Raw genomic sequence first — 23,581 nt, 5'->3', positions numbered from 1 at the left:
ACGCGGTGAATTCTCATGCAATCCATGCCTACAGCTCATGTATCGGACAACCCGGATTTTCAATCGCGACTGCCACCGCTGCGGGGCCTGGAAGTGTTCGCCGCGGCGGCGCGTTACGGCACATTTAGCCGTGCCGCCAAGGCGTTATTTGTCACCCAGAGCGCGATCAGCCGACAGATTCAACAGTTGGAAGAGCACCTGGGGGTAATCCTGTTTATCCGCCACAAAACCGGCCTGCGGATGACACCGGAAGCGGAGGCGTTACTGCCGGTGGTCGATGACGCTTTCGCACGCCTGACTAACATGTGCAACAACCTGCGCACCGCCAGCCAGGTATTGACCTTGCGCATGCCGCCCACCTTGGCCACCCGCTGGTTTCTGCCACTGCTGCCTAGCCTTCGGGTGTTAATGCCCGACGTGGACGTGCGCGTCACCACCTACGATGCGTGGGAGCCGCGCTTCGAGGACAGCGACATTGATGCGGCAATTATTCACGGCCGCGGCGATTGGAAAGGCGTCGACGCGATTCCGTTGATGGCCGAGCGACTCACGCCAGTGTGCTCGCCGGAAATGGCCAAGCGCCTGACACAACCCGCCGACCTGAAGTCGATGCCGCTGCTGCATTGCATACCGGCCAATGGCTGGCGCCGCTGGCTGGAAGCGGCCGGGGTCGCAAGCATCGCCTCCCATCGCGGACAGACGTTCGACACCCTGGACCTGGCGTTGTCGGCTGCAACCCGTGGACAGGGAATTGCCTTGGGCGACCTGAACCTGGTGCGAGAAAGTTTGAAAGACGGGGTGTTAGTGGCGCCGTTTAAAACGGAGCTTAATCAAGGCATTGGTTATTACCTGATCTACCCGGCTTCACGGGCGCAATTGCCAAAGATACGGGCGCTGCGGGAGTGGTTGTTGGATGCTGTTTCTTCCCCCCTGTAGAGCCAACTTGTTGGCGAAGGGCTTTCACGCGGTGTATCAGTCAGGCTGTTTGGCTCGCTGAAGGGTCGTCTCGTCCAACTCGGCAATAAGGAAATCCGCAAACGTTCGGGCTGATGGTTTGGCTGCCCGACCGGCCGCAAACACTGCATGTACGTCAATCATGCCCATGTTCCATTCCGGGAGCATCTGCACCAACGTACCTGAGTGGATTTCATTCCAGCAGCCGCCCTGGATCATTGAGATCCCCAACCCAACGACCGCTGCTGCGGTTGATACTTCATTCACCTTCACCGTCCGTTGCGCGTCCACCCGCACTGAGACCGCTTTACCTTTTCAGCCGAGCAAGAAATTCTGCCCCCGCTTCGGTCAGGCTGACGGCACGGGTGGTGCGAATCAGCAGCGCCGCGCCCACCTTCTTTTTCCAAGGCGGATACCAGACGCGAGACGGTGGGCTGCGGAATATTCAGGTCGCGCCCCGCCGCCGAAAAGCTGCCTTTGCGTGCGACGCGGACGAACAATCGCAGAGAAAACAGATGATCACTCATGGCAGATTTGAATAACTGATACTCAGGTTTAGGGTCTAGTTCGGATTTTTTGCATGGGCGATAGTTGACCCATCCACTCCCCAGTGCAAGGAAATCAGCATGACGCTTCAAGCCAAACTCGATGCCCGAGGTCAACACTGACTACACGCTGCGCCCAGAGCCATCGGAAGTATTTGCGACCCTGGAACTGCTGCGCAGCAAGGTCAGTTGATTGCCCTGTCCCTCTTCTAATTAACGCATAACACATTGTAGGAGCGCGCTTGCCCGCGATGGAGCGCGAAGCGGTCCCTACGGCTCTTCCAGTTCCAATTGGGAGAGTCGAGCTGCTTGATTTCGACTGCTGCGCAGCCGATCGCGGGCAAGCGCGCTCCTACATGTCCCATGTCATCGCAGCCAGTGCGAAATCCACCCTCAGGAATTCTGAACATGTCAGCTCTCTTCCAGCCGTTCACCCTTAAAAGCGTGACGCTGCGCAATCGCATCATTGTGTCGCCGATGTGCCAATACTCAGCCATCGACGGCGTGACCCAAGAATGGCACCACGTTCATTACGCAGGCTTGGCCCGAGGCGGCGCCGCGCTGGTGACCGTTGAAGGAACCTCAGTTTCGCCCGAAGCGCGGATCAGCATAGGTGACGTCGGTCTATGGAATGACGAACAAGCCCAAGCGCTGCGGCCCATCGTTGAGTCGATCAAACAGGCCGGCGCCGTGCCGGGGATCCAACTGGGTCACGCCGGCCGTAAAGCCAGCGCCAACCGGCCTTGGGAAGGTGACGACCACATGGCTGAAGACGATCCGCGCAGCTGGCAACCCCTGTCGGCCTCGGCCATCGCCCTCGGCGGCGGACTGCGAAGAGTGCCTCGGGCCATGACCCTCGACGACATCGCCAAGGTGAAAGCAGACCACGTGGCGGCAGCCATACGTGCCCGTGATGTCGGTTTCGAATGGCTTGAACTGCACTTCGCCCACGGTTATCTGGCGATGGGTTTCCTGTCGAAACACTCTAACCAGCGCATCGACGAATACGGCGGCAGCTTCGAAAACCGCACGCGATTCATGCTCGAAACCCTCGCCGCCGTCCGGGAAGTCTGGCCGCAGCACTTGCCGCTTGCCGTTCGTTTGGGCGTCATTGAATACGACGGACAGGACGAAGAGCACCTGTTGGAGTCCATCGAACTGGCCAAGCAGCTCAAGGCGATTGGGGTTGATTTACTCGACGTCAGCATGGGCTTCTCTACCGCCACTCCCGACGTACCTTGGGGCACGCCAGCGTTTCTTGCGCCTATTGCCCAACGTTTGCGTCGCGAAGTCGGTTTGCCAGTCACCGCGTCTTGGGGCATCGGCACGCCAGAGCTGGCAGAAAGCGCCCTCGCTGAAGGCCAGCTCGATCTGGTGAGCTTCGGCCGCGCCATGCTCGACAACCCGCACTGGCCGCTGCATGCAGCCCGTAAGTTAGGCGTCGAAAACCCGTCCTGGGTCTTGCCTGCGCCGTACGCCCATTGGTTGGAGCGTTACAGCGTCGCGTGATCGATAACGGGGTAAGCAAGGAAGCATCCGCAGTGGCGGATGCCTCCTTTTTTTGCGTTGAGCCCTGAGAAAGGCCCTCGGCGTTCAGGCCATTGCGCTTAAACTGCGCGCTCATGAATGACCGACCTTTTTCGCTATGAATTCAGATGCATTGTCTCTGCTGCACGCCCACTTGCTCGATGCCTTGAGCAGTCCCCCCGACGAAGCACGGCGCCTGTTCCATGGCCGGGGCCGACGTTGGCAGGGCCTGGAACAGGTGACCATCGACTGGTTGAACGGTGCAGTGCTGGTGTCGCTGTTCAAAGAGCCCGACGCGACCGAAATGACTGGATTGCGCGAAATACTTGAGGCACTGAGCCAATCGCCGACGTGGCTCAACTCCGGTGCGCACGCGCTGTTGCTGCAGCACCGCTACCTGCAAGACAGCAGCACCGAGTGGTTGTTGGGCGAGCCGGTTGATAACGGCGTTATCACCGAGCACGGCCTGCACTACAAGCTGGATTTTGGCCGCAATCAAAACACCGGTTTGTTCCTCGACATGCGTTATGGGCGCAACTGGGTTAAGGCCCACTCCCAAGGCAAGCGGGTGCTTAATCTGTTCGCCTACACCTGCGGTTTTTCCGTGGCCGCGATTGCCGGTGACGCGGGACAGGTGGTCAACCTCGACATGTCCAAAGCCGCCCTTAATCGTGGGCGAGAAAACCATCGGCTCAACCAGCACGACCTGAGCCGCGTCAGCTTCCTGGGGCACGACCTGTTCAAATCCTGGGCTCGGGTCAAACGGGACGGCCCTTACGACCTGATCATCATCGACCCGCCGTCGTTCCAGAAAGGCAGCTTTGTGTTGACCAAGGATTACCAAAAAATCCTCCGCCGCCTACCCGACCTGCTCAACCCCCAGGGCACTGTACTGGCGTGCCACAACGACCCGAGCATCGGCGCCGAATTCCTCATCGATAACATGGCCATCGAAGCGTCCCGCCTGAGTTTTCAATACCGCCTGGAAAACCCGCCTGAGTTCGCCGATGAACAGGCTGGAGGTGGATTGAAGGCGTTGATTTTTTTGCTGGATACACCGAGTCTCATGGGCGAAGACAGTACCGCTCCACGCGAGCAGTAACTAACGCGAACAACTACGCTGTGGGTTAAGGTCCGCACTACCCGGAGGGCATGTGATGGCGACCCCCCATTTTGATGTTCTGATCATCGGCGCTGGGCTGTCGGGGATTGGTGCGGCGTATCGGTTGCAGACACGCTGCCCCGGCAAGCGTTACGCCATTCTGGAGGGCCGCGCCGAAAGTGGCGGCACTTGGGATTTATTTCGCTATCCAGGCATGCGTTCGGACTCGGACATGTTTACCTTGAGCTACCCCTTCCGACCCTGGAAAGGCACTCACGCCATTGCCGATGGCGCGGCGATTTTGCAATACCTGCGCGACACGGCCCATGCGTTTGGTATTGATCAGCACATCCGCTTCGGGCATCAGGTGCGGTCTGCACAATGGTCTTCTGAAGATTCCCAATGGACCGTCGACACGGTGAACACGGGCACGCAAGAAACGCTGCCATACCGCTGCAACTTTTTGTACGTGTGCAGCGGCTACTACGATTACGCCGGGGGCTACAGCCCTGAGTTTCCGGGCAGCGAGGGGTTCACCGGTAGGCTGATCCATCCTCAACGCTGGCCGGAGGGCCTCGACTACGCGGGCAAACAAATCGTCGTGATTGGCAGTGGCGCCACTGCCGTCACCCTGGTACCGGCGCTGGCAGCCAAGGCAGGGCATGTGACCTTGTTGCAGCGCTCGCCAAGTTATGTCGCCTCGTTACCAAACACTGATCCCATTGCCGACTTTTTAAGGCGCACCTTGCCGGAACACGCAGCCCACCGGATTGCACGTTGGAAAAACATCCTCCTCGCCCTCGGTCTTTACCAGTTTTGTCGAGGCATGCCGGTGCTGGCCAGAAAACTCCTGAGACTTGGGGTGATGAGCAAGCTGCCCAAGGGGTTTGCCGTGGATAAGCATTTCAAGCCACGCTATCAACCTTGGGATCAACGGTTGTGCCTGGTGCCCAATGCGGATTTGTTCAACGCCCTGTCTTGCGGCACTGCCTCAATGGTCACCGATGAAATTGATACGTTTACTGCCAGCGGCATCAGGCTCAAGTCCGGTCGGGAGTTGGCGGCGGACATCGTGGTGACCGCCACCGGCTTGAAACTGCAAGCCTGCGGCGGGATGCGGCTCGTCATGGATGGGCAAAACGTTGAACTGGCCGACACCTTTGTCTACAAAGGCGCACTGCTGAGCGGTATTCCGAATTTCGCCCTGTGCGTGGGCTACACCAACGCTTCGTGGACACTGCGCGCGGATTTGTCGTCGATGTATGTGTGTCGGCTGATTAATCACATGGACAAATATGGCTTCAAGACCGCCATGCCGGTGTGCGACGACAGCAGCGTTGAGGCTCGTCCGTTGCTGAACATCTCCTCCGGCTATGTCCTTCGTGCGACCAACGCACTGCCGAAACAGGGCTCTAAGAAACCTTGGCATTTGCCACAGAATTACCTGAAAGACCTGGTGGCGCTCAGGTATGGCCGGGTGGAGGACGGGGTTATCCGGTTTCTGTCTGAAACATCGCGGCGCGACCTTCCCGAATGAATTCGGTCCCACTGATCTCCGGTTTTTCGCATCACACGAGAAACCGGTGGGACCGAATTTATTCGGGAAGCGTTCTACCTGATACTCCCCATCAGTCGCCTCGCCAAACGGAGGGCTCCGGCTTGACATAAAACCTCAAAAGCAGACTATCGTTACCCACCTGCCCAGCCCCCCCCGGCGCCTTGCAACGGAGCTTCCCCGATGATCGACAGCCTGACCCGCGACGGCGTGGAGACTTTGTGCCAGTTAATGGACGAACGGCCGTTTCTAGTGCTGACCGGGGCCGGGATCAGCACGTCCTCCGGGATTCCGGACTACCGGGATAAAGACGGAGTTCGCCGGGGCAAAGCGCCGATGATGTATCAGGACTTTATCAATGCGCCCACCGCACGCCAGCGCTACTGGGCACGGGCGATGCTCGGCTGGCCACGTATTCGCCTGGCCCGACCCAATGCGGCGCATGATGCTTTGGCGGAGTTACAGGCGCGGCAATTGATCAACGGGGTCATCACGCAAAACGTCGACACGCTGCACGACCAAGCCGGCAGCCGCGATGTCATTGAACTCCACGGCAGCCTGCACCGGGTGGTCTGTCTCGACTGCGGGCAGCGCACCGATCGCGATGCAGTCCAAGTGATCCTGGAAACCCAAAACCCCTACTTATCGGGAGTCGATGCGGTACAGGCACCCGACGGCGATACGTTGCTTGATCCGGCGTTCGAAGCGCGTTTCCAAGTGCCGCACTGCCCGCACTGTCAGGGCGATCGCTTGAAACCGGACGTGGTTTTTTTCGGCGAAAACGTTGCCCAGGTCACTGCCGTCAAAGCCATGCACAGCGTTGAGCAGGCCCAAGGGCTGTTGGTGGTGGGTTCATCGCTGATGGCATTTTCTGCGTTCCGTTTGTGCCGAGCCATGGCCGATCAAAAAAAACCGCTGATCGCCATCAACTTCGGCAAAACCCGCGCGGATGAATTTCTCGATTTGAAAATCGAAGCTTCCTGTGAGCTGCTGCTGCCGTTGATCGCTGAGCGGCTGGGCACCTTCGAGTAAACCTCTCGGCGCTGATGCGACAAGGCAGCGCACCCCCCAAGAAAACTGATCAATCTCTGCTTTTGCGTGTCAGATTGAGTAGCTCGGCATCATCTCGGGCACCGTTGTGCACACACAGGGGCTGGACATGTACGAATACCTTGTAGATCGAATGACCATTGCGGATTTGATTAACGGCTGGATTTATCGAGATCTGGCGCAATGGGACAGTCTGCGCGAATTGTTTCACCCCGAGGGCACCATTGAGGTGACCTGGTTTGAAGGCCTGTTCAGTGAGTTCGTCGACGCGTCGATGCATATGGGCAGCTCGGATTTACGCACCAAGCACTTTATTGCCGCGCCCATGGTCACGTTCAACGCGTGCCGGGCCATCGTTGAAACCAACGCGATCATCGTCGGCGAAAACGTCACCCTAGGGCTGGGATGCAGCGTTCACAATCGTTTTTATGACTGGGTTGAGCAACGCAACGGTGTCTGGAAAATCATCAAACGCCAGAGCATCTACGACATGGGGTCGTTCACCTTTCCTCAGGGGTTGGTCGACATCGACGCCGAGTCCCTGCAGCGTTATCCCCGGGAATACGCGCCGCTGGCCTACGTGCTGGAAAAAAGCGGCTTCCCGGTGACACGGGTGTTCGCCACCAAAGGCAGCCAGATGGAAACCGACATGAAAACCGCCGGGCTGGCGTGGCTGGCTCGCTGACACCCGTTCGCAAAGGGGCTGCCAGAGGGCAACCCCATACGTGCTATTTTTCCCACTCAGCCTTGGCAATTTCCAAGCCGTGCAAGCCTTTATAGGCCGCGCGTTCCGGTTGTTTCCAGCCTTCCAGCAGGCTGTCATCGAGTTGATAAATTTCCACCCCCAGCGGCCGGCAAACGGTCAATGGGTCTTGCGCGTCAGGCCCCCACATGGCCAAGGACAAGTCACCTCCCGGACAGGTCGACAGCGCGCACAACACGTCGATTTCCGCGAAAAACTCAAGGTAATCGCCCTTCTTCGCCGGACAGGCTTTCATGAAGTACATGTCGTCGTGGTTCAGGCCGGTGCATTGAAAGATGTTCAACACATCATGCACATCGAATTCGGTCAGCCCGTGAGGCAATACCGCGCGCGTCAGGTTTGAGTGGCAGTGATGATGGAAGTCTTCGCCGGTCAGCATCTTGTTCACATAGGGATCGCAACGGGTGCCGAGCAGATCGTGCAGACGGCCGCCATGTTCATCGATACCGTAACCGGCCAGGCTGTCGTCGGTGATGGTCGCCATTGGCCGCAGAAACGGTAGGTTCGACCAGAGCCGATCATAGGTGCTGACGTGGGCGCCCTGGAGTTGCCGGGTGCGTGCGGCCCACATCCGTTCGCGGGGGTCGTGGGCGTTCCAGATATTGAAATCCCCCACCTGCGGGCCGACCGGGGTTGTGACTCGAAACACCTGCCCCGCCGAGACTTTCCAGGCGCGCCCGGTGCGGATCGGCACTTCGAACTGCTCAACCAGGGTGCGGGCGCCCGTCTGTTCGCGGATGCGTTGATAAAAGGCTTTATCGACGTTGAGCGCCGAGCCTTTACTGACCTGATAAGCCGCAGGGTAATCTTTGTACATGGGGCAATGGCCTCTCGCTGGAAAAAGGGCTGACACATTCGGCCGAATGAATGTAACAATTTATCGCACAAAAAACGCACCTTCTGCCCTTGGATTTGGAAAGCCCGCATGTCCACGCCCTCCCCCGCCGCCACCCCCGACAGTGCCACTATTACCGATGGCGTCGACCCGATTCGCGCCGCCTTTATTTCGGCGCGCATCGACCGGCTACCCACGGTCGCAACGTTATGGCGGCTGGTGGCCTTGCTGTCGATTGGCGGATTTTTCGAGCTGTATGACTTGTTTCAGACTGCCTACATCAGCCCAGGGCTGATCCGTGACGGGATTTTCGCCACCGGCAATCTGGGGGTGTTTGGCTTCTCCGACCAGGCGGCTTTTGCCTCAGCAACTTTTCTTGGGTTGTTTCTCGGCGCCAGCCTGCTCAGCCCGATTGCCGACCGGTTTGGGCGGCGTGCGATCTTTACCGTGGCGTTGATCTGGTACACAGTCGCGACCGTGCTGATGGGCGTACAAAGTTCGGCGCTGGGCATCATCGGCATGCGCTTTCTGGTTGGCATCGGGCTCGGTGTGGAGCTGGTCACGATTGACGCCTACCTGTCGGAGTTGGTGCCCAAACGCATGCGCAGCTCGGCCTTCGCCTTTGCGTTCTTCGTGCAGTTCTTGTCGGTGCCGGCGGTGGCGTTAATGTCCTGGTGGCTAGTGCCCCAAGACCCGTTCGGGGTCTCCGGCTGGCGCTGGGTGGTACTCGCCAGTGCTGGGTTCGCGTTGTTCATCTGGTGGTTGCGTTCGCGTTTACCGGAGTCGCCGCGCTGGCTAGCGCAGCAAGGTCGGTTCGAAGAAGCCGAGCAGATCATGGACAACCTTGAAGCGCGCTGCCTAAGCGATCATGGCAAAGCGTTGGAGCAGCCGGAGCCAAAGACAGTTGCGGTTGAGGGTGTAGGACGCTTTGCCGACATGTGGCAACCGCCTTACCGCAGGCGTTCACTGATGCTGATCGTGTTTCATGTATTCCAGGCCATCGGTTTTTTCGGTTTCGGCAATTGGTTGCCTGCGTTGCTGTCCGGCCAAGGTGTCAGTGTCACTCACAGTTTGATGTACGCCTTTGTTATTACCCTCGCTTATCCGCTCGGGCCGTTGCTGTTCGTCAAGTTTGCCAACCGGTTCGAAAACAAATGGCAAATTGTCGGTTCGGCGCTGGGAAGCATGATCTTTGGAACACTGTTCGCACTGCAAACATCCGCAGTGGGGCTGATGGTGTGCGGCATCATGATTACCTTCTGCAACGCTTGGCTAAGTTTCGCGTACCACTCTTATCAAAGCGAACTGTTCCCGACCAATATTCGCGCGCGGGCGGTGGGGTTCTGTTATTCGTTCAGCCGTTTATCGACCGTCTTCAGCAGTCTATTGATAGGGGTCTTTCTCGATCACTTCGGCACACCCGGCGTGTTGGCATTTATCGTTAGCAGCATGTTGATCGTAATGATCACCATCGGTCGTTTCGGGCCACGCACGCGCAACCTGGCACTGGAGAACATTGCCCACTAGCCGTCAGCCCTGTGCCCACTCAACGTCCGTAATGCCGAAATGTTCGGCGTACGGGCGCGACACCCGAGGCACTCTTTCCAGCCGGTACTTAGGAATCCGGCCAATGCCCGCATCGACACTTGCGTGGTGCCATGCTTCGGTGTTGTCCATGAATTCAGCGCTGATATAGAACGATTTGAAACTGCCATTAAGCAAGTAATCGATTCTGTAATGTTTGGAATGGTTCATCTACTGGCGGCCTCATCAACTCAATCCTAGAGAATCAGATGACACGCCGCTATTAAGAAAAATTCCGTGCTTAGTTCCGAGCGGTATAACAACAACGCAAGCGGATACAGTTGGTTACAGAGTGCAATCAAATGGATGAATAAAACATGCCAGTTTGCCAGCACCTACCCCTCAACGGATACCCAGGCGCTTCGCCAGACGACTCAAGTTAGCGCGATCTACTCCTAACTCCCGGGCTACGTCGACCCATTTCCCCTGATGACGGGACAATGCATCTTTGATCAACGTGTGTTGATAAGCATCCACAGCCTCTTTTAAACCCTCGCCTTGATTGAGTCGGGTTACTTCGCTCGTGGCCTCGGGTTCTGCTCGCGATGCTTGTTCGTCCATCCCAAGGTGCTGCGCCTCAATGGTTAGAATACGCGGCCGCTCGGCATGGCTCGCAAGCGCTTTGAGGGTGGCGCGACTGATCAGGTGTTCCAGCTCACGAACGTTGCCGGGCCACGCATAACCCACCAGCAACTTTTGCGCGTCCGGGTTTAAACGCAAACTGCGCAGGCCCATTCGCGCACGATTTTCTTCAAGGAAAAAACCAGCCAGCAGCAACACATCTCGGCCGCGCTCACGCAACGGCGGTACGCGCAGCGGGTAGACGCTCAATCGATGGTAAAGGTCCGGCCGAAAACGCCCGGCGCGCACCTCTTCGGCGAGGTCGCGGTTGGTTGCTGCGATGATCCGTACATCGACATGGTGTTCCTGGTCGGATCCCACCCGTTGCAATTGGCCGCTTTGCAATACCCGCAACAGTTTCGCCTGAACCGCCAGCGGCATCTCACCGACCTCATCGAGAAAAATCGTACCGCCGTCGGCCAGTTCAAACTTGCCGCTGCGTCCGCTCACTGCGCCGGAGAACGCGCCTTTGACGTGGCCGAAAAGCTCGCTCTCTACCAGTAGCTCCGGCAACGCGGCGCAATTAAGGCTGATCAGCGGTTTCTGCGCCCGCGGTGATTGAAGGTGCAGCGCTTCGGCGACCAATTCTTTGCCAACACCGGTTTCGCCGGTGATCAACACCGATAACGCGCTATTGCCGACCAGTTCAATTTCTTGTTGCAGGCGTTTGTGAATGGGGCTCTGACCCATCAACTCTCGCGGCCCGCGCCCGCCCGCTGCGCGCTTATACACCTCGGCCAGTTGGCGTTGATCCTCAACGTTGCGCGCCAGCTGGTTGATGCGTTCGCTGGCCATTACCGTGGCGGCGGCCAGACTGACGAACGCTTCAAGGGTGTCGAGATCGACCCGGCCAAAGGTTGAGGGATCCAGCGCGTCGAGGGTGATCAGGCCCCAGGGCTTGTCCTGTAAATACAAAGGGCAGCCGAGGCAGTCGTGAACTTCAAGGTGCCCGTGGTGGCCTTCGACCAAGCCATCGTAGGGGTCGGGCAATGCGCAATCCATTGAGAACCGAGTCGGGCTGCGGTTTTCCAGAAGGATTTTTAGACGGGGATGCTCTTCGACCTTAAAGCGTCGGCCCAGGGTATCTGGACTCAGCCCTTCTACCGACAACGGAATCAGCACATCGCCCTCAAGCTTGAGCAACGCCACCGCATCGCATGGTAACAACTGACGCAGCGCATGCAGCAGCCGTCGATAGCGCTCATCATCCGGTAATTCCCGTGACAAATCGGCCACCAAAGGCACCAGCGCGAGCAGCAGAGGGTTAGTCATTGTGACTCCATGAATGCGGTCATCAGGACCGCATCGCATTATCAAAATGACTCGTACAAATTGCAACAAAGCTGTGGGAGACGTGGCTTGAGGTTGCAGAGTGCCAGGACGGACGCCTTCCCGAATACATTCGGTCCCACAGACTGGCGATGCACACATTTCCGTAGGCGCTGCGAAGGCTGCGATCAGATTTCAGTGCCGACTACTCCGTGTTTGTCAAAAGTCGCTGTGGGAATTGGCTTGCCAACGAAAGCGTCATTGCAAGCGACCCAGGTTCAGGTCCACATCAGCGGCGCGATGGCGGGCCTCTTCGCAGGCAAGCCTACTCCCACAGGATTTGTGGCTGCTTGCTATTAACCGTGTCAATGCAACCGCAGAGCCGTATCGGCCTCGCAGCTTCGGCACGCCTACAGAACCTTGGCGTTTGCTGCTTCAACGCGTTGAGGCCTATGTTTCTGTGGGAGTCGGCTTGCCAACGAAAGCGTCATTGCAAGCGACCCAGGTTTCAAGTCGATATCAGCGGCGCGATTATCGGCCTCTTCGCAGGCAAGCCTACTCCCACAGGATTTGTGGCTGCTTGCTATTAACCGTGTCAATGCAACCGCAGAGCCGTATCGGCCTCGCAGCCTTCGGCACCTCCTACAGAACCTTGGTGTTTGCTGCTACAACGCGCTGAAGGACCACCTCAGGGCATGAATGGATTCGGTCCCACCGATTCAGGTGGTGCACAGACTTCTGTAGGTGTCGAAGGCTGCGATAGGGTCCGAAGGACCTTCGCCAACACGGGCTCCACAGATGGCTGCCCGCCCGGATACACACACGAGCCCCACCGTCCCAATCAACTATTCGCCACCCGCTCTAACGCTTCTTCTTTGTGCATCGCCAGGTGCCCGGTCTTGTCACTTTTCACTTCGTATTGCGGTTGTTCTTCAGTGGCATGCCGGGTTTTGCCCATGAATTCAACTTCTTGCACATGCACTTTGGTGACTTTGCCGATGATATGTCCGGCCTCTGAATTCCAGCGAACGTGATCACCCACTTTGAAAACATGGCTCATGACACACTCCTTTTTATGTTGTTAATAGGACCGCTCAGGGCTGCCACTGCGTGTCGTCATGGTCCAGTTTTCGGTCAAGGAAGCTGGCTGCGCTGATCAACGCCAAGTGGCTCAACGCTTGGGGGGTATTGCCCAGATGGCGACCGTGGGTGTCGAACTCTTCGGCGTATAGTCCCAACGGATTCGCGTAGCGCAGCAACTGTTCAAACTCCAGATGGGCTTGGTCCACTCGGCCAGCGCGGGACAGGCATTCGACGTACCAGAACGAACACGCGGTGAAGGCGCCTTCATCCCCTTCCAACCCATCACCGTTGGCATCGTCGTTGCGGTAACGGTAGACCATGCCATCGCGAACCAAGTGACGTTCAATGGCCTCCAGGGTCGACAGCCAACGGGGGTCGCTGGCCCCGACAAAGCGCACCAACGGCATTAACAACATGGAGGCATCTAAATTACGGCTGCCGATGTGCTGCACAAAATGCCCGAGGTCCTTGTCCCAAAAGTGGCTCCAGATATCGTCGTGAATCGCTTGGCGCTCTTTGTCCCAACGATCAAACGGTGCAGGCAGCGAACGCTTGAAAGCCAGGCGCAAGGCGCGGTCCAAAGCCACCCAGCACATCAGCCGCGAATGCAAAAAGTGCTGATCCTGACCGCGCATTTCCCAGATCCCGACATCCTTGTCTCGCCATTTCTCACACACTTGGTCCACCAAGCGCGTCGCGTGTTTCCAGCCGTCGTAGGAAATCGCCTCGCCGTACTTGTTGGCCAAATACACCGCGTCCATCAGTTCGCCGTAAATGTCCAACTGGGTCTGCTGATACGCCTCGTTGCCAATGCGTACCGGGCTGGCACCGCCGAAACCGGACAGGTGCGAGAGTTCTTCTTCGGGCAGCTCTTCGCGACCGTCCAACGCGTAAAGAATCCCGAGGTTTTGCGAGTCATCACAGCAATCGCCCATGCGGCCCCGCACCCAGCGCATGAACGCGTTGGCTTCGTCGATATGGCCCAAACGCATGAACGCGTAGACGGTAAACGAGGCGTCGCGGATCCAGGTGTATCGATAATCCCAATTGCGGGTACCCGCTGTGGCCTCCGGCAAGCCGAAGGTGGCGGCGGCGATGATTGCGCCGTGCTTGCGTGACGTTAATAGCTTCAAGGCCAACGCCGAGCGATGGACCGTCTCGCGCCAGCGGCCACGGTAGTTGGACTTGGCGCTCCAGGTACGCCAAAAGCTCAGGGTTTCATCCATGTAGCGTTGGCATTTACCAGCGTCGACTTGCGAATCGTCGACTGCGCCCAAAATGAATTCGACGAATTCCCCCTGCTTCAGCTCAAACTCGGCCGTGGCGGCCTGACCGTCAAGCTGCAGCGGCTGGGTGCCGGACAACCGCATGCCCGGTTGGCCGGGCGCGGAAAAGCACACGTCTTCGCCGTCCATCTGCGCTTGGGTGTTCGCGCGGCTGTAGTCCAGACGTACAGCGCAGCGCATATGAATCATGGCGCGGCCATAGCGAACATTGACCCGACGGACGATTCTCGGCAAATCATCTTCGCTGTGGGTGATGGGCATCAGGTCCGTGACTTCGATCACCGCCTCTTCAGCAATCCAGCGGGTTTGCAGGATATTGGTGTTGGGCAGGTAGATTTGCTGGCGACGGGCATCAGGGAGGTCCGGTGCCAGTTGAAAGATACCTGCCTGCGGTGTGTCGAGCAGCGCGGTAAAAATCGACGGGCTGTCGAAGTCCGGCCAGCAGCAAAAGTCGATGCTGCCGGTGTCGGCCACCAGAGCAGCGCCGCGCATGTCGCCGATGATGCCGTGGTTCTCGATAGGGTTTTGCGCTTCGTGTCGATCAACCATTGTCGCGAAACTCCGGGTACAAGCTCATGCCACCGTCGATGAACAGCGTGGTGCCGTGGACATAATCAGAGGCGTCCGAAGCCAGCCACACCACCGCATTGGCCACATCCTCGGCGTCACCGATTCGGCCATAAGGGATCAGCTTAAGCAGTTTTTCCGCCGCCGCGCCGTGGGTCGCGGCCTCATTGATCGCGGTACGTATGGCGCCCGGCGCAATGCTGTTGACCCGAATTCGCTGCTGCCCGACCTCTTGCGCAATGGTGCGCATCAGCATATCCACTCCGCCTTTAGAGGCGGCGTAATTGGCATGCCCGGCCCAAGGGATAAGCTGGTGCACCGAACTCATGTGAATAATTTTACCCGCCGCGCGGGAGACGCCAGTCCGGTCTCCTTGTTTGGCAAATTGGCGTAAAGCCGCCCGTGCGCAGAGAAACTGACCCGTCAGGTTGACCTCTATCACCGTGTTCCAGTCCGCCAGGCTCATTTCGGCAATAGGTGAATCCTTCTGCAAACCGGAATTGGCCACCAAAATATCGATATAACCAAAGGCTTTGATCGCCTCGGCAAACAGGTGCTCGACCTGGTCTTCCTTCGACACATCCGCACCGATGGCGATGGCCTGGCCTCCGGCGGCGCGAATTTCATTGGCCAATTGCTCGGCCGGTTCGGGATGCGAATTGTAGTTGATCACCACCGCCGCACCCGCAGCCGCAAGGGCCCGCGCTGCTCCTGCCCCGAGCCCGGAACTGGCACCCGTGACCAAAGCGACTTGCTGTTTCAGTGAGATATACATGGGAATTCAGCCTCTCGGTTAGCCTGTAAAAACTGACTGGTGCAGATACCCCTAAGTTCATTTCCTGCTATTACTTGAGGGATACCGGACTAAAGCCGAGGTAGACGGTAGGACAACCAGCTTCCTAAACTGTCGGCTGTTTTCGCGCGCGCGTGTTTTTGGCCGTTCGGCCATATGTGGATGTACAGGGGACGGCAACAGATGAATCGCAACGAATTGCGCAAAGCTGACATCAATTTGATGGTGGTTTTCGAAACACTCATGCAAGAGCGCAACGTAACCCGTGCCGCCGAAAAGCTGTTCCTCGGCCAGCCCACTATCAGCGCTGCATTAAACCGCCTGCGCACGCTTCTCAATGACCCATTGTTTGTTCGAGTCGGTCACCGAATGGAGCCGACCGCCAGGGCCTTGGAAATCATCCAGCACCTGTCGCCTGCGCTGGACGCGATGTCCACGGCGCTGAGCCTGACGCGTGACTTTATCCCCGCCGACAGCAACATGACGTTCCGCATCGGGTTGTCCGACGACGTTGAATACGGCCTGTTGCCTGCGTTATTACGCGCGATCCGCATAGAAGCACCGATGATCGTGATCGTGGTCAAGCACGTTGATCATTGGAATATGTCGGAACTGCTGATGTCCGGTGAAATCACCGTGGGCATTAGCCGCACTGAAGACTTGCCGGCCAACGCCAAGCGTAAAACCCTCAGAAACATGTACCCGAACGTGCTGCGAGCCGATGCCTCCTCGACACCGCTGACCCTTGACGAGTACTGCTCACGCCCCCACGTGGTGGTCTCGCACACAGCCAACGTCAGTAGCTTCTCGGACGAGTGGCTGCGGGCAATCGGTCGTAAACGCCATGTGGTGCTGTCGATTCCACAATACAGCACGTTGCCGGCGCTGATGGCCGGCACCGACCTGCTGGCGAGCTTGCCCGATTACACGGCGATTGCCATGGCCGCAGCATCTAGAACACTGACCGCCGAACCCCTACCCTTCGTCACACCCACCATGGAGCTGTCGATGGTTTGGCTCAGCCTCAGTGACACCGACCCTGCTGAGCGCTGGCTGCGCGGCAGGCTCGAAGCATTCATGAGCGACCGGCCGCAGGACCCCACCCCCGTTGTCGAGACGAAGGTGAATACCGCGCTTAGCCGAATCGCCCTGTGATGTAGTCTTCGGTCTGGGTTTTACTCGGTTTGGTAAAAATGGTATCGGTGTCGCCATGTTCGATCAGTTCACCCATGAACATGAACGCGGTGTAATCCGAGACCCGTGCCGCTTGTTGCATGTTGTGGGTGACGATGATCACCGTGAACTGCTCTTTGAGGTCGGTGATCAATTGCTCGATGCGGCCGGTGGAAATCGGGTCGAGGGCCGAGGTTGGTTCGTCGAGCAGCAACACTTGTGGGCGTAAGGCGATGGTCCGGGCAATACACAGGCGTTGTTGTTGGCCACCGGACAGGCTTTGCGCGCTGTGCTTGAGTTTGTCTTTGACCTCATCCCACAACGCGGCGCCATGCAGCGCTTGCTCTACGCGGTCTTCCATCTCCCGACGCGAGAGTTTTTCATGGTGCCGTACGGCGTAAGCAATGTTGTCGAAAATCGACATCGGGAACGGCACCGGCTTCTGGAAGACCATGCCGACGTGGCTGCGCAGCCGGTTCATCGAATAGCCCGGCGCCAAAATATTTTCGCCATTGAGCAACACTTCACCCTTGGCTTCCTGCTTGGGGTACATCGCGTAAATACGGTTGAACACCCGCAGCAGCGTTGACTTCCCACAGCCCGAAGGCCCGATGATTGCAGTGATGCGCTTTTCAGGAATGTCCATATTGATGGACTTCAGCGAGCGTTGGTCGTTGTAGAAGAACTCCAGGTCGCGCACGCGAATTTTGGTTCTTTCATTGGCTAGGGCGAGGTTATTCATCAGGTCAACCTATTGCGCAAAAGGATCAAACGGGACAGCAAGCTGAGGATCAGCACGAACAGCGTCAGGATCAACGCGCCCGCCCAAGCCAAGGAATGCCAGTCGTCAAAGGGGCTCATGGCGTACTGGAAGATCACCACCGGTACGCTGGCAATCGGCTTGAGCAGGTTGCTGCTCCAGAACTGATTACCAAATGCAGTAAACAATAACGGCGCGGTTTCGCCGGTAATCCGCGCCAGGGCCAGCAGCACACCCGTGACAACTCCGGCCTTGGCCGCACGCAGAACGATTTGCAGGGTCAACTTCCATTGCGGTACGCCCAGGGCCAAGGCGGCTTCGCGCATGGTCGAGGGTTGCAACTGAAGCATTTCATCGGTGGTACGCACCACCACCGGGATCACCAACAGGGCCAGGGCCAAGGCGCCGGCAAGGGCCGAAAAGCTGACTTGATGGTTAGTCAGCAGGTTCAGCGGCAGGATGACCCCGGTGTAGATGAACAGGCCCAGCACGATAGACGGCGCCGACAGCAAGATGTCGTTGATGAAACGAATGGTGGTGCCCAGTCGGGTATACCGCGCAAATTCCGCCAGCCAGATGCCAGCCATCAAACCAATCGGCGTACCGATCACCAGCGCGATGCCAGACATCAACGCGCTGCCGTAAAACGCGTTGGCCAAACCGCCTTCAGTACCCGGCGGGGGGGTCATCTCAGTGAACAACCGCAGGTTCAGCGCCTGGAATCCGTTGATAACGGTAGTGAGCAGAATCCAGACCAACCACAACAATCCGAACAAGGTGGCGCCACAGCTCAAGCTCATGGCCAGCCAGTTCTTTATATTGCGACGCCGGTAAAGGCGCTCGTTGCTGACTTTATGAGAATCAGTTGCATCTGTCATAGCCCCTCCTTACGCGAAAGGCGCATCAACATCAGTCGCGCCAAGGCCAGCACGATGAAGGTCACAACGAACAGCAAGAAGCCCAGGGCAATCAACGCCGAGCGGTGCAGGTCGGTGTATGCCTCGCTGAACTCGTTGGCGATCACCGAGGCGATCGAGCTGCTGGGCATCAGCAATGACGCCGAAAACTGTTGGGCGTTGCCCAACACGAATGTTACCGCCATGGTTTCACCAAGTGCCCGGCCCAACCCCAAAAAAACACCGCCGACGACGGCTGATCGGGTGTAGGGCAGAACGATGTCCCAGACCACTTCCCAAGTCGTGCTGCCAAGGGCATACGCGGACTCTTTGAGCGTGGTGGGTACGCTGCGGAACACTTCATGCATTACCGAGGTAATGAACGGCATGATCATGATCGCCAGGACGATGCCCGCGGTCAGCATGCCAATCCCCAGTGGCGGTCCCTGGAACAACGAACCAATCAACGGCAATGCACCGAGGTAGTCATTGATCCAGGGCGACAGGTACTGCGCCATGAACGGGCCGAACACAAACAGCCCCCACATGCCGTAAATAATCGAGGGAATCCCGGCCAGCAGTTCGACGGCCGAAGCAATCGGCATCCGCAGCCAAGGGGGTGCAACTTCCGTCAGGAAAATAGCGATACCGAAGCTAACGGGCACCGCGATCAGCAACGCCAGAAACGAGGTAACCAGCGTGCCGTAGATCGGTACCACGGCACCGAAGTGACCGTTTACCGCATCCCATTCGGTGCTGGTCAGGAAATCCAGGCCGAACGTTCTAAACGCCAGACTACCGCCCCACAAGGTGGACCCGGCAATGCTGATCAGCAAAAACAGGACCAGCAGTGCAGCGCCCATCATCGAACGTCGAAACCACAGATCGTGACGTTGATCCCGAGCAGCGCGTTTGTCGCCAAGACTGTCGACGCTGGAGTGTGTCGTGGACAGGGTTTGGGTGTGTTCAGTCATCAAGGTCCACTCGCAAGAATGCTCCCTGTCATCCCACCTTAATGGCGGGACGAGAGGGAGCCAAAGGCTTCAAATCAATGGTTGAAGTCAGATTTCCAGTAGCCTTCAATCCGTTGAACCAACGAGCCTGGCAGCGCAACGTAATCCAGAGCAGCGGCTTGTTGTTGGCCGTGCTCCAGAGACCATTTGAAGAAGTCGAACGCCGCTTTGCTTTGCTCGGCGTTCTTCGCTTTTTTGTACATGATGATCCAGGTGGTCGCAGTGATCGGCCACGCGTTTTCGCCCGGTGCGTTGGTCATGATCAGGTTGAAGTCTTTGGCACTGGCCCAATCGGCAGTGTCAGCAGCGGCCTGGAATGCCTTTGCGTTAGGCTCAACAAACTTGCCTGCGGCGTTTTTCAACTGAGCGGCGTTCATTTTGTTGGTCAATGCGTAAGCGTATTCAACGTAACCGATAGAACCTTTGATCTGCTTCACGTAGGCAGCAACACCCTCGTTACCCTTGCCGCCCACACCGACCGGCCATGGCACTGCAGTGCCGAAACCTGGGCCGGCTTTCCACTCAGGGCTGACTTTGGCCAGGTAGTTGGTGAAGTTGAACGAAGTGCCCGAGCCGTCCGAACGGTGTACCACGGTGATGGCAGCGGCCGGGAGCGTCAGACCTGTGTTCAACGCAGCAATGGCTGGGTCATTCCAGGTTTTAACGGTACCCATGAAGATCTTGGCCAACGTTTCGCCGTCAAGCTTGAGCTTGCCAGCGTCGATGCCTTCAACGTTGAACACCGGCACGATGCCGCCGATCACGCTTGGAAATTGACCAAGGCCAGCAGCCTGAAGGTCTTCGGCAGACAACGGTGCATCGGAAGCACCGAAATCAACGGTTGCTGCTTTGATCTGAGCAATGCCGCCGCCCGAACCAATCGACTGGTAGTTGATGCGATCCGGGGAAGTTTTACCGTAGTCCTGGGACCACTTCGCCAGCACTGGGAATACAAAACTCGAGCCTGCACCGGTTACATCAGTCGCGTGTGCCATGCCGCTCAGGCACAACGTGGCCAGCAAAAGCGACAGACGGTTTTTAGTCAGCAACATCACGGCAACACCTCAGAAAGGGGGATTTTGTGGTTAGCCCACAAGGAAGTAGCCGTGACGATTTAATGCTTTAAATATTTCCGCTTGATGACAGTAATTCGGGATATTGCGAAATACCTGTAGGACCCTGCCTACGCCATCGACAACCATTTGTCGGCCTACCGGCACCTATCAATTGGGGGGAAGGACCAACGTTTTGTATCGACCTATCCCCCAGGAGATGTTCAATCATGATCACTACAAAAATGACCGTTCTGGCCTTGGCAGCGCTGCTCTCCACCGCCGCAGTGGCTGCCACCAGCTCTTCCACCGGCACTACCGACCCCGAAGACAACGCACCTCGAACCCCGGCGTCGATGGAAAACGGCAACATGCCCAACGGTACGTCCGGTGGCGCAAACGCCAACGGGGCCGGAACCATGAAAGGCAACGGCGGCGGAGCCGAGGGCGGCGGCGCAAGTAACGGCAGCGGCATGGGTGGCAGCGGAGGCGGTGGCGCCGGTGCGGGTGGCGGCGCGGGCGGTGCAGGCGGCAGCGGGAGCAAGTGATTGTCCTGATTTTGAAATATATTCACTGGATCTGTAGGAGGGTCCGCCACGTCTTCGACGCCGTGCTGTCGCGAAGCAAACTGTCTGGCACTTTGTGTGGTTTGAGGTTGCAGGGTGTCAGGACTGAAGCCTTCCTGAATAAATTCGGTCCCACAGATGTTGGCGATGTACAGGTTCTGTAGGAGCTGCCGAAGGCTGCGATAGGTCCTAAGGACCTTCGCCAACACGTTGGCTCCTACAGATAGTCGCCCGCCTATAGATCGCCGGTGAATTGACTATCAAATTACGCAAAGAGGCCCCGCGAAACCATGCGGCCGGAGTGAGGGAAGACCGAGCCTAAGCGAGGTTCCGCATGGTGGGGCAAGACACACCGCGTCGCCGCTACATCGCGAACACGTTGGTTCCTAGACTCGTAGAGGGTGTTTTTACACGCCGTCAACTGCTTGCTGCAACGCGTTCAGATCAAGTTTTTTCATCTCCATAATGGCGCTCATGACCCTGTCTGTGACCTGCGGATCGGTTTGATTGATCATCTCAGCCAGCAACTCCGGCACCACTTGCCACGACAGCCCGAATTTATCTTTTAGCCAACCACACTGCTGGGCGCTAACATCTGCGCCAACCGTTAGCGCGTTCCAGTAATGATCAATTTCAGCTTGGGTCTTGCAGTAGATTTGCAGCGAAACCGCCTCAGTGAACGTGAACAACGGGCCGCCGTTGAGGGCGGTGAAGCGCTGCCCTTCCAGCTCAAACATAATCGACATCACTGAACCAGCAGGCCGGTGATGCATCTCAAATCCCACCTTGCTGTAACGCGTAAGACCAAGGATGCGCGAGTCCTTGAAGATGCCGGTATAAAATTCGACCGCCTCCTCAGCCTCCTCAGCAAACCACAAACATGGGGATAGTTTCTGGATGACGTGCATGGCGTATCTCCTGAGTGGATTCGCGGCCAGATCCGGCCACGATTACCCTTAGTCGATTGCGCCACACAAAATTCGACAGCTGTCGGCTGGTGCAGCTTCAACTACCTAAAATCAGCAGTAGCCCGTATAACGTCGACCTCATCTACCGCACCGACACCCCGCCAGGGCCCTTTGCCAGCTGGCTGATCCAACGGTTTATCGGGCACGTGGATTAAGAGGCCTCACCTATGGAACTGCACGTTGTAATCAAAGGGCGCAAGGACTTGGCGAGCCAGCTCTATCAGCAGCTACGTGAGGCAATTGAGTCCGGCAGATTGGCCACTGGCGCCCGACTCCCCCCCAGCCGTTTGCTGGCGGAACAACTGGGTATTTCACGCAAAACCGTTTCCGACACCTACTCCCTACTGACGTACGAAAACTACCTGGTGGGTAAAATCGGCAGCGGTACCTTTGTCAACGCTCGCCTAGCGACAAAACGCCCCAAGCAAAGCCGATCGGATTTCGCCAGCGCCGAACTGATTCAACACTGGCAAGACCTGCAATCCCCGATCCGCCACCCGGCGATGATGGGCACCTCCCGTTGCGATTTCATTGGTGGGGCAACGAACAGACTCCAGTTCCCCGAACAAGAGTGGCGCCGCTGCACGCAATACGCCCTGCGGCAGATTGCTCGTTCACCGGGCTTTTATAGCCAGCCCGAAGGCTTGCCGGCGTTGCGCGAAGCTATTGCCCAGCACGTTTCGTTTTCCCGCGGCGTTGTCTGCGTCGATAACGATATCGTGGTGTGCAACGGCGCCCAACAAGCGCTGGACCTGATTTCACGGGTGTTGATTCAGCCCGGCAATATCGTCGCCATGGAAGACCCCGGTTACACACCGGCACGCCTGTTGTTTTCAGCCCAGGGCGCAAACGTAGTGGGGATACCCGTGGACAGCGAGGGCATCTGTGTCGAGCTGATTCCTGACGGCACACGGCTGATTTATGTCACGCCTTCGCATCAGTTCCCGCTGGGCATGCCCATGAGTCAGGCACGCCGGGAAGCCCTGTTGGAACGCGCGCGCGAACTGGGTGCGGTGATCATAGAGGACGACTACGACAGCGAATTCCGTTACGAGGGGCGCCCGACCGATTCCCTGCAGAGCATGGACGAACTCGGAATCGTGGCGTATGTCGGAACCTTCTCGAAAACCCTGCTGCCCCAGTTGCGCCTTGGCTATGCGGTGCTGCCTCCGGCGATTATCGAAGCGGTCATCATTGCCAAACAGCTCACCGACTGGCACACCTCGACGTTGCCTCAGTGGGCGTTGGCCAAGTTCATTTCAGACGGCTACCTGCTCAAGCACATACGCCGTTGTCATGGAATTTATGCGGGGCGCCGCGAACGCCTTCTGTCCCGCGTCCATAGCGACCTGGCGCCTTGGTTTGTAGCCGTGCCCTCCATGGCAGGGTTTCACATGGCGCTGCTGTGCAAGGTGCCAATAGACATTGCGCGGCTGATTGAGCGAGCGAAGAAGGCCGACATCGGCCTGTATTCCTTGGCGCCGTTCTTCTACGCCACCGAAGAAAAACCCGGCTTGCTAATGGGTTTCGGCGCCATTGAAACCCTGGACATCGACCCCTCCCTGGACCGGCTAAAGTCGTTGCTGGAGGCCATGGCCTGAGTCGAGACTGGCCTACTG

General features: G+C 57.8%; 23 protein-coding genes. 10 read left to right on the top strand and 13 right to left on the bottom strand.

Features of this window, described 5'->3' with window-relative positions:
- The first annotated feature begins 15 nt into the window (after window positions 1-15).
- Window positions 16-936, top strand: a complete 921-nt coding sequence (locus RHM65_RS16295; protein WP_322164944.1) for a LysR substrate-binding domain-containing protein — start codon at window positions 16-18, stop codon at window positions 934-936.
- A 36-nt stretch (window positions 937-972) separates the two neighbouring features.
- Here the strand turns inward: RHM65_RS16295 and RHM65_RS16290 are convergent, their stop codons facing one another.
- A complete protein-coding gene (locus RHM65_RS16290; protein WP_322183804.1) occupies window positions 973-1,245 on the bottom strand; it encodes a LysR substrate-binding domain-containing protein in 273 nt (90 codons plus the stop codon).
- Window positions 1,224-1,481, bottom strand: coding sequence for a LysR family transcriptional regulator (locus RHM65_RS16285; protein ID WP_322171010.1), 258 nt, complete (start codon window positions 1,479-1,481; stop codon window positions 1,224-1,226). Before RHM65_RS16285 ends, RHM65_RS16290 begins: the two co-directional genes overlap by 22 nt.
- 426 nt (window positions 1,482-1,907) lie before the next feature.
- Between RHM65_RS16285 and RHM65_RS16280 the strand changes: the two genes are divergently transcribed.
- The 5 genes from RHM65_RS16280 to RHM65_RS16260 all read left to right on the top strand — a co-directional run bounded on the left by RHM65_RS16280 (window position 1,908) and on the right by RHM65_RS16260 (window position 7,418).
- Window positions 1,908-3,008: an NADH:flavin oxidoreductase/NADH oxidase gene (locus RHM65_RS16280; protein ID WP_322164946.1), complete on the top strand. Its 1,101-nt coding sequence runs from the start codon at window positions 1,908-1,910 to the stop codon at window positions 3,006-3,008.
- 136 nt (window positions 3,009-3,144) lie between these two features.
- Window positions 3,145-4,128, top strand: a complete 984-nt coding sequence (locus RHM65_RS16275) for a class I SAM-dependent methyltransferase (protein ID WP_322164947.1) — start codon at window positions 3,145-3,147, stop codon at window positions 4,126-4,128.
- 55 nt (window positions 4,129-4,183) lie between these two features.
- A complete protein-coding gene (locus RHM65_RS16270) occupies window positions 4,184-5,665 on the top strand; it encodes an NAD(P)/FAD-dependent oxidoreductase (protein WP_322164948.1) in 1,482 nt (493 codons plus the stop codon).
- Window positions 5,666-5,866: 201 nt separating this feature from the next.
- Window positions 5,867-6,715 (top strand): NAD-dependent protein deacetylase, encoded by an 849-nt coding sequence (locus RHM65_RS16265; protein ID WP_322164949.1) that lies wholly within the window; start codon window positions 5,867-5,869, stop codon window positions 6,713-6,715.
- A 127-nt stretch (window positions 6,716-6,842) separates the two neighbouring features.
- Window positions 6,843-7,418, top strand: coding sequence for a nuclear transport factor 2 family protein (locus RHM65_RS16260; RefSeq protein ID WP_322164950.1), 576 nt, complete (start codon window positions 6,843-6,845; stop codon window positions 7,416-7,418).
- Between the two features lie 43 nt (window positions 7,419-7,461).
- Here the strand turns inward: RHM65_RS16260 and RHM65_RS16255 are convergent, their stop codons facing one another.
- On the bottom strand, window positions 7,462-8,313 hold the full coding sequence (locus RHM65_RS16255; RefSeq protein ID WP_322164951.1) for an urea carboxylase-associated family protein: 852 nt from the start codon (window positions 8,311-8,313) through the stop codon (window positions 7,462-7,464).
- 108 nt (window positions 8,314-8,421) lie between these two features.
- On the opposite strand from RHM65_RS16255, the gene RHM65_RS16250 reads away from it, so the two are divergent.
- Window positions 8,422-9,858, top strand: coding sequence for an MFS transporter (locus RHM65_RS16250; protein ID WP_322164952.1), 1,437 nt, complete (start codon window positions 8,422-8,424; stop codon window positions 9,856-9,858).
- A 3-nt stretch (window positions 9,859-9,861) separates the two neighbouring features.
- Here the strand turns inward: RHM65_RS16250 and RHM65_RS16245 are convergent, their stop codons facing one another.
- The 5 genes from RHM65_RS16245 to RHM65_RS16225 form a co-directional block, all read right to left on the bottom strand.
- Window positions 9,862-10,086 (bottom strand): DUF6555 family protein, encoded by a 225-nt coding sequence (locus tag RHM65_RS16245; RefSeq protein WP_322164953.1) that lies wholly within the window; start codon window positions 10,084-10,086, stop codon window positions 9,862-9,864.
- A gap of 171 nt (window positions 10,087-10,257) precedes the next feature.
- Complete coding sequence (gene norR / locus RHM65_RS16240) at window positions 10,258-11,808, bottom strand: nitric oxide reductase transcriptional regulator NorR (protein ID WP_322164954.1); 1,551 nt, start codon at window positions 11,806-11,808, stop codon at window positions 10,258-10,260.
- Between the two features lie 838 nt (window positions 11,809-12,646).
- The gene (locus RHM65_RS16235; protein ID WP_322164955.1) at window positions 12,647-12,865 is read right to left on the bottom strand and encodes a DUF2945 domain-containing protein; all 219 of its coding nucleotides are present in this window, start codon (window positions 12,863-12,865) and stop codon (window positions 12,647-12,649) included.
- 34 nt (window positions 12,866-12,899) lie between these two features.
- Window positions 12,900-14,723, bottom strand: a complete 1,824-nt coding sequence (locus RHM65_RS16230; RefSeq protein ID WP_322183802.1) for a glycoside hydrolase family 15 protein — start codon at window positions 14,721-14,723, stop codon at window positions 12,900-12,902.
- Window positions 14,716-15,516 (bottom strand): glucose 1-dehydrogenase, encoded by an 801-nt coding sequence (locus RHM65_RS16225; RefSeq protein ID WP_322164957.1) that lies wholly within the window; start codon window positions 15,514-15,516, stop codon window positions 14,716-14,718. Before RHM65_RS16225 ends, RHM65_RS16230 begins: the two co-directional genes overlap by 8 nt.
- Before the next feature lie 201 nt (window positions 15,517-15,717).
- On the opposite strand from RHM65_RS16225, the gene RHM65_RS16220 reads away from it, so the two are divergent.
- The gene (locus tag RHM65_RS16220) at window positions 15,718-16,689 is read left to right on the top strand and encodes a LysR family transcriptional regulator (protein ID WP_322164958.1); all 972 of its coding nucleotides are present in this window, start codon (window positions 15,718-15,720) and stop codon (window positions 16,687-16,689) included.
- Here RHM65_RS16220 and pstB read toward each other — a convergent pair.
- The 4 genes from pstB to pstS all read right to left on the bottom strand — a co-directional run bounded on the left by pstB (window position 16,670) and on the right by pstS (window position 20,431).
- Window positions 16,670-17,449: a phosphate ABC transporter ATP-binding protein PstB gene (gene pstB / locus RHM65_RS16215; RefSeq protein WP_322164959.1), complete on the bottom strand. Its 780-nt coding sequence runs from the start codon at window positions 17,447-17,449 to the stop codon at window positions 16,670-16,672. The two genes, RHM65_RS16220 and pstB, sit on opposite strands and share 20 nt — an antisense overlap.
- Window positions 17,449-18,345: a phosphate ABC transporter permease PstA gene (gene pstA / locus RHM65_RS16210; RefSeq protein ID WP_322183800.1), complete on the bottom strand. Its 897-nt coding sequence runs from the start codon at window positions 18,343-18,345 to the stop codon at window positions 17,449-17,451. Before pstA ends, pstB begins: the two co-directional genes overlap by 1 nt.
- Window positions 18,342-19,337 (bottom strand): phosphate ABC transporter permease subunit PstC, encoded by a 996-nt coding sequence (pstC, locus tag RHM65_RS16205; protein WP_322164961.1) that lies wholly within the window; start codon window positions 19,335-19,337, stop codon window positions 18,342-18,344. The genes pstA and pstC overlap by 4 nt, the downstream gene beginning before the upstream one ends.
- Before the next feature lie 74 nt (window positions 19,338-19,411).
- Window positions 19,412-20,431: a phosphate ABC transporter substrate-binding protein PstS gene (pstS, locus tag RHM65_RS16200; RefSeq protein WP_322164962.1), complete on the bottom strand. Its 1,020-nt coding sequence runs from the start codon at window positions 20,429-20,431 to the stop codon at window positions 19,412-19,414.
- Between the two features lie 227 nt (window positions 20,432-20,658).
- On the opposite strand from pstS, the gene RHM65_RS16195 reads away from it, so the two are divergent.
- On the top strand, window positions 20,659-20,976 hold the full coding sequence (locus RHM65_RS16195) for a hypothetical protein (RefSeq protein WP_322164963.1): 318 nt from the start codon (window positions 20,659-20,661) through the stop codon (window positions 20,974-20,976).
- Between the two features lie 425 nt (window positions 20,977-21,401).
- Here the strand turns inward: RHM65_RS16195 and RHM65_RS16190 are convergent, their stop codons facing one another.
- Window positions 21,402-21,902: a VOC family protein gene (locus RHM65_RS16190; RefSeq protein ID WP_322164964.1), complete on the bottom strand. Its 501-nt coding sequence runs from the start codon at window positions 21,900-21,902 to the stop codon at window positions 21,402-21,404.
- Window positions 21,903-22,129: 227 nt separating this feature from the next.
- Here RHM65_RS16190 and RHM65_RS16185 point away from each other — a divergent pair, with 227 nt between their 5' ends.
- Entirely contained in the window at window positions 22,130-23,563 is a 1,434-nt protein-coding gene (locus RHM65_RS16185) for a PLP-dependent aminotransferase family protein (RefSeq protein WP_322164966.1), read from the top strand.
- Window positions 23,564-23,581: the final 18 nt, after the last annotated feature.

Source organism: Pseudomonas sp. CCI4.2, assembly GCF_034350045.1.
Classification (GTDB): domain Bacteria; phylum Pseudomonadota; class Gammaproteobacteria; order Pseudomonadales; family Pseudomonadaceae; genus Aquipseudomonas.
The sequence above is the reverse complement of the archived record's forward strand: the minus strand, read 5'-3'. Positions and strand labels throughout refer to the sequence as shown.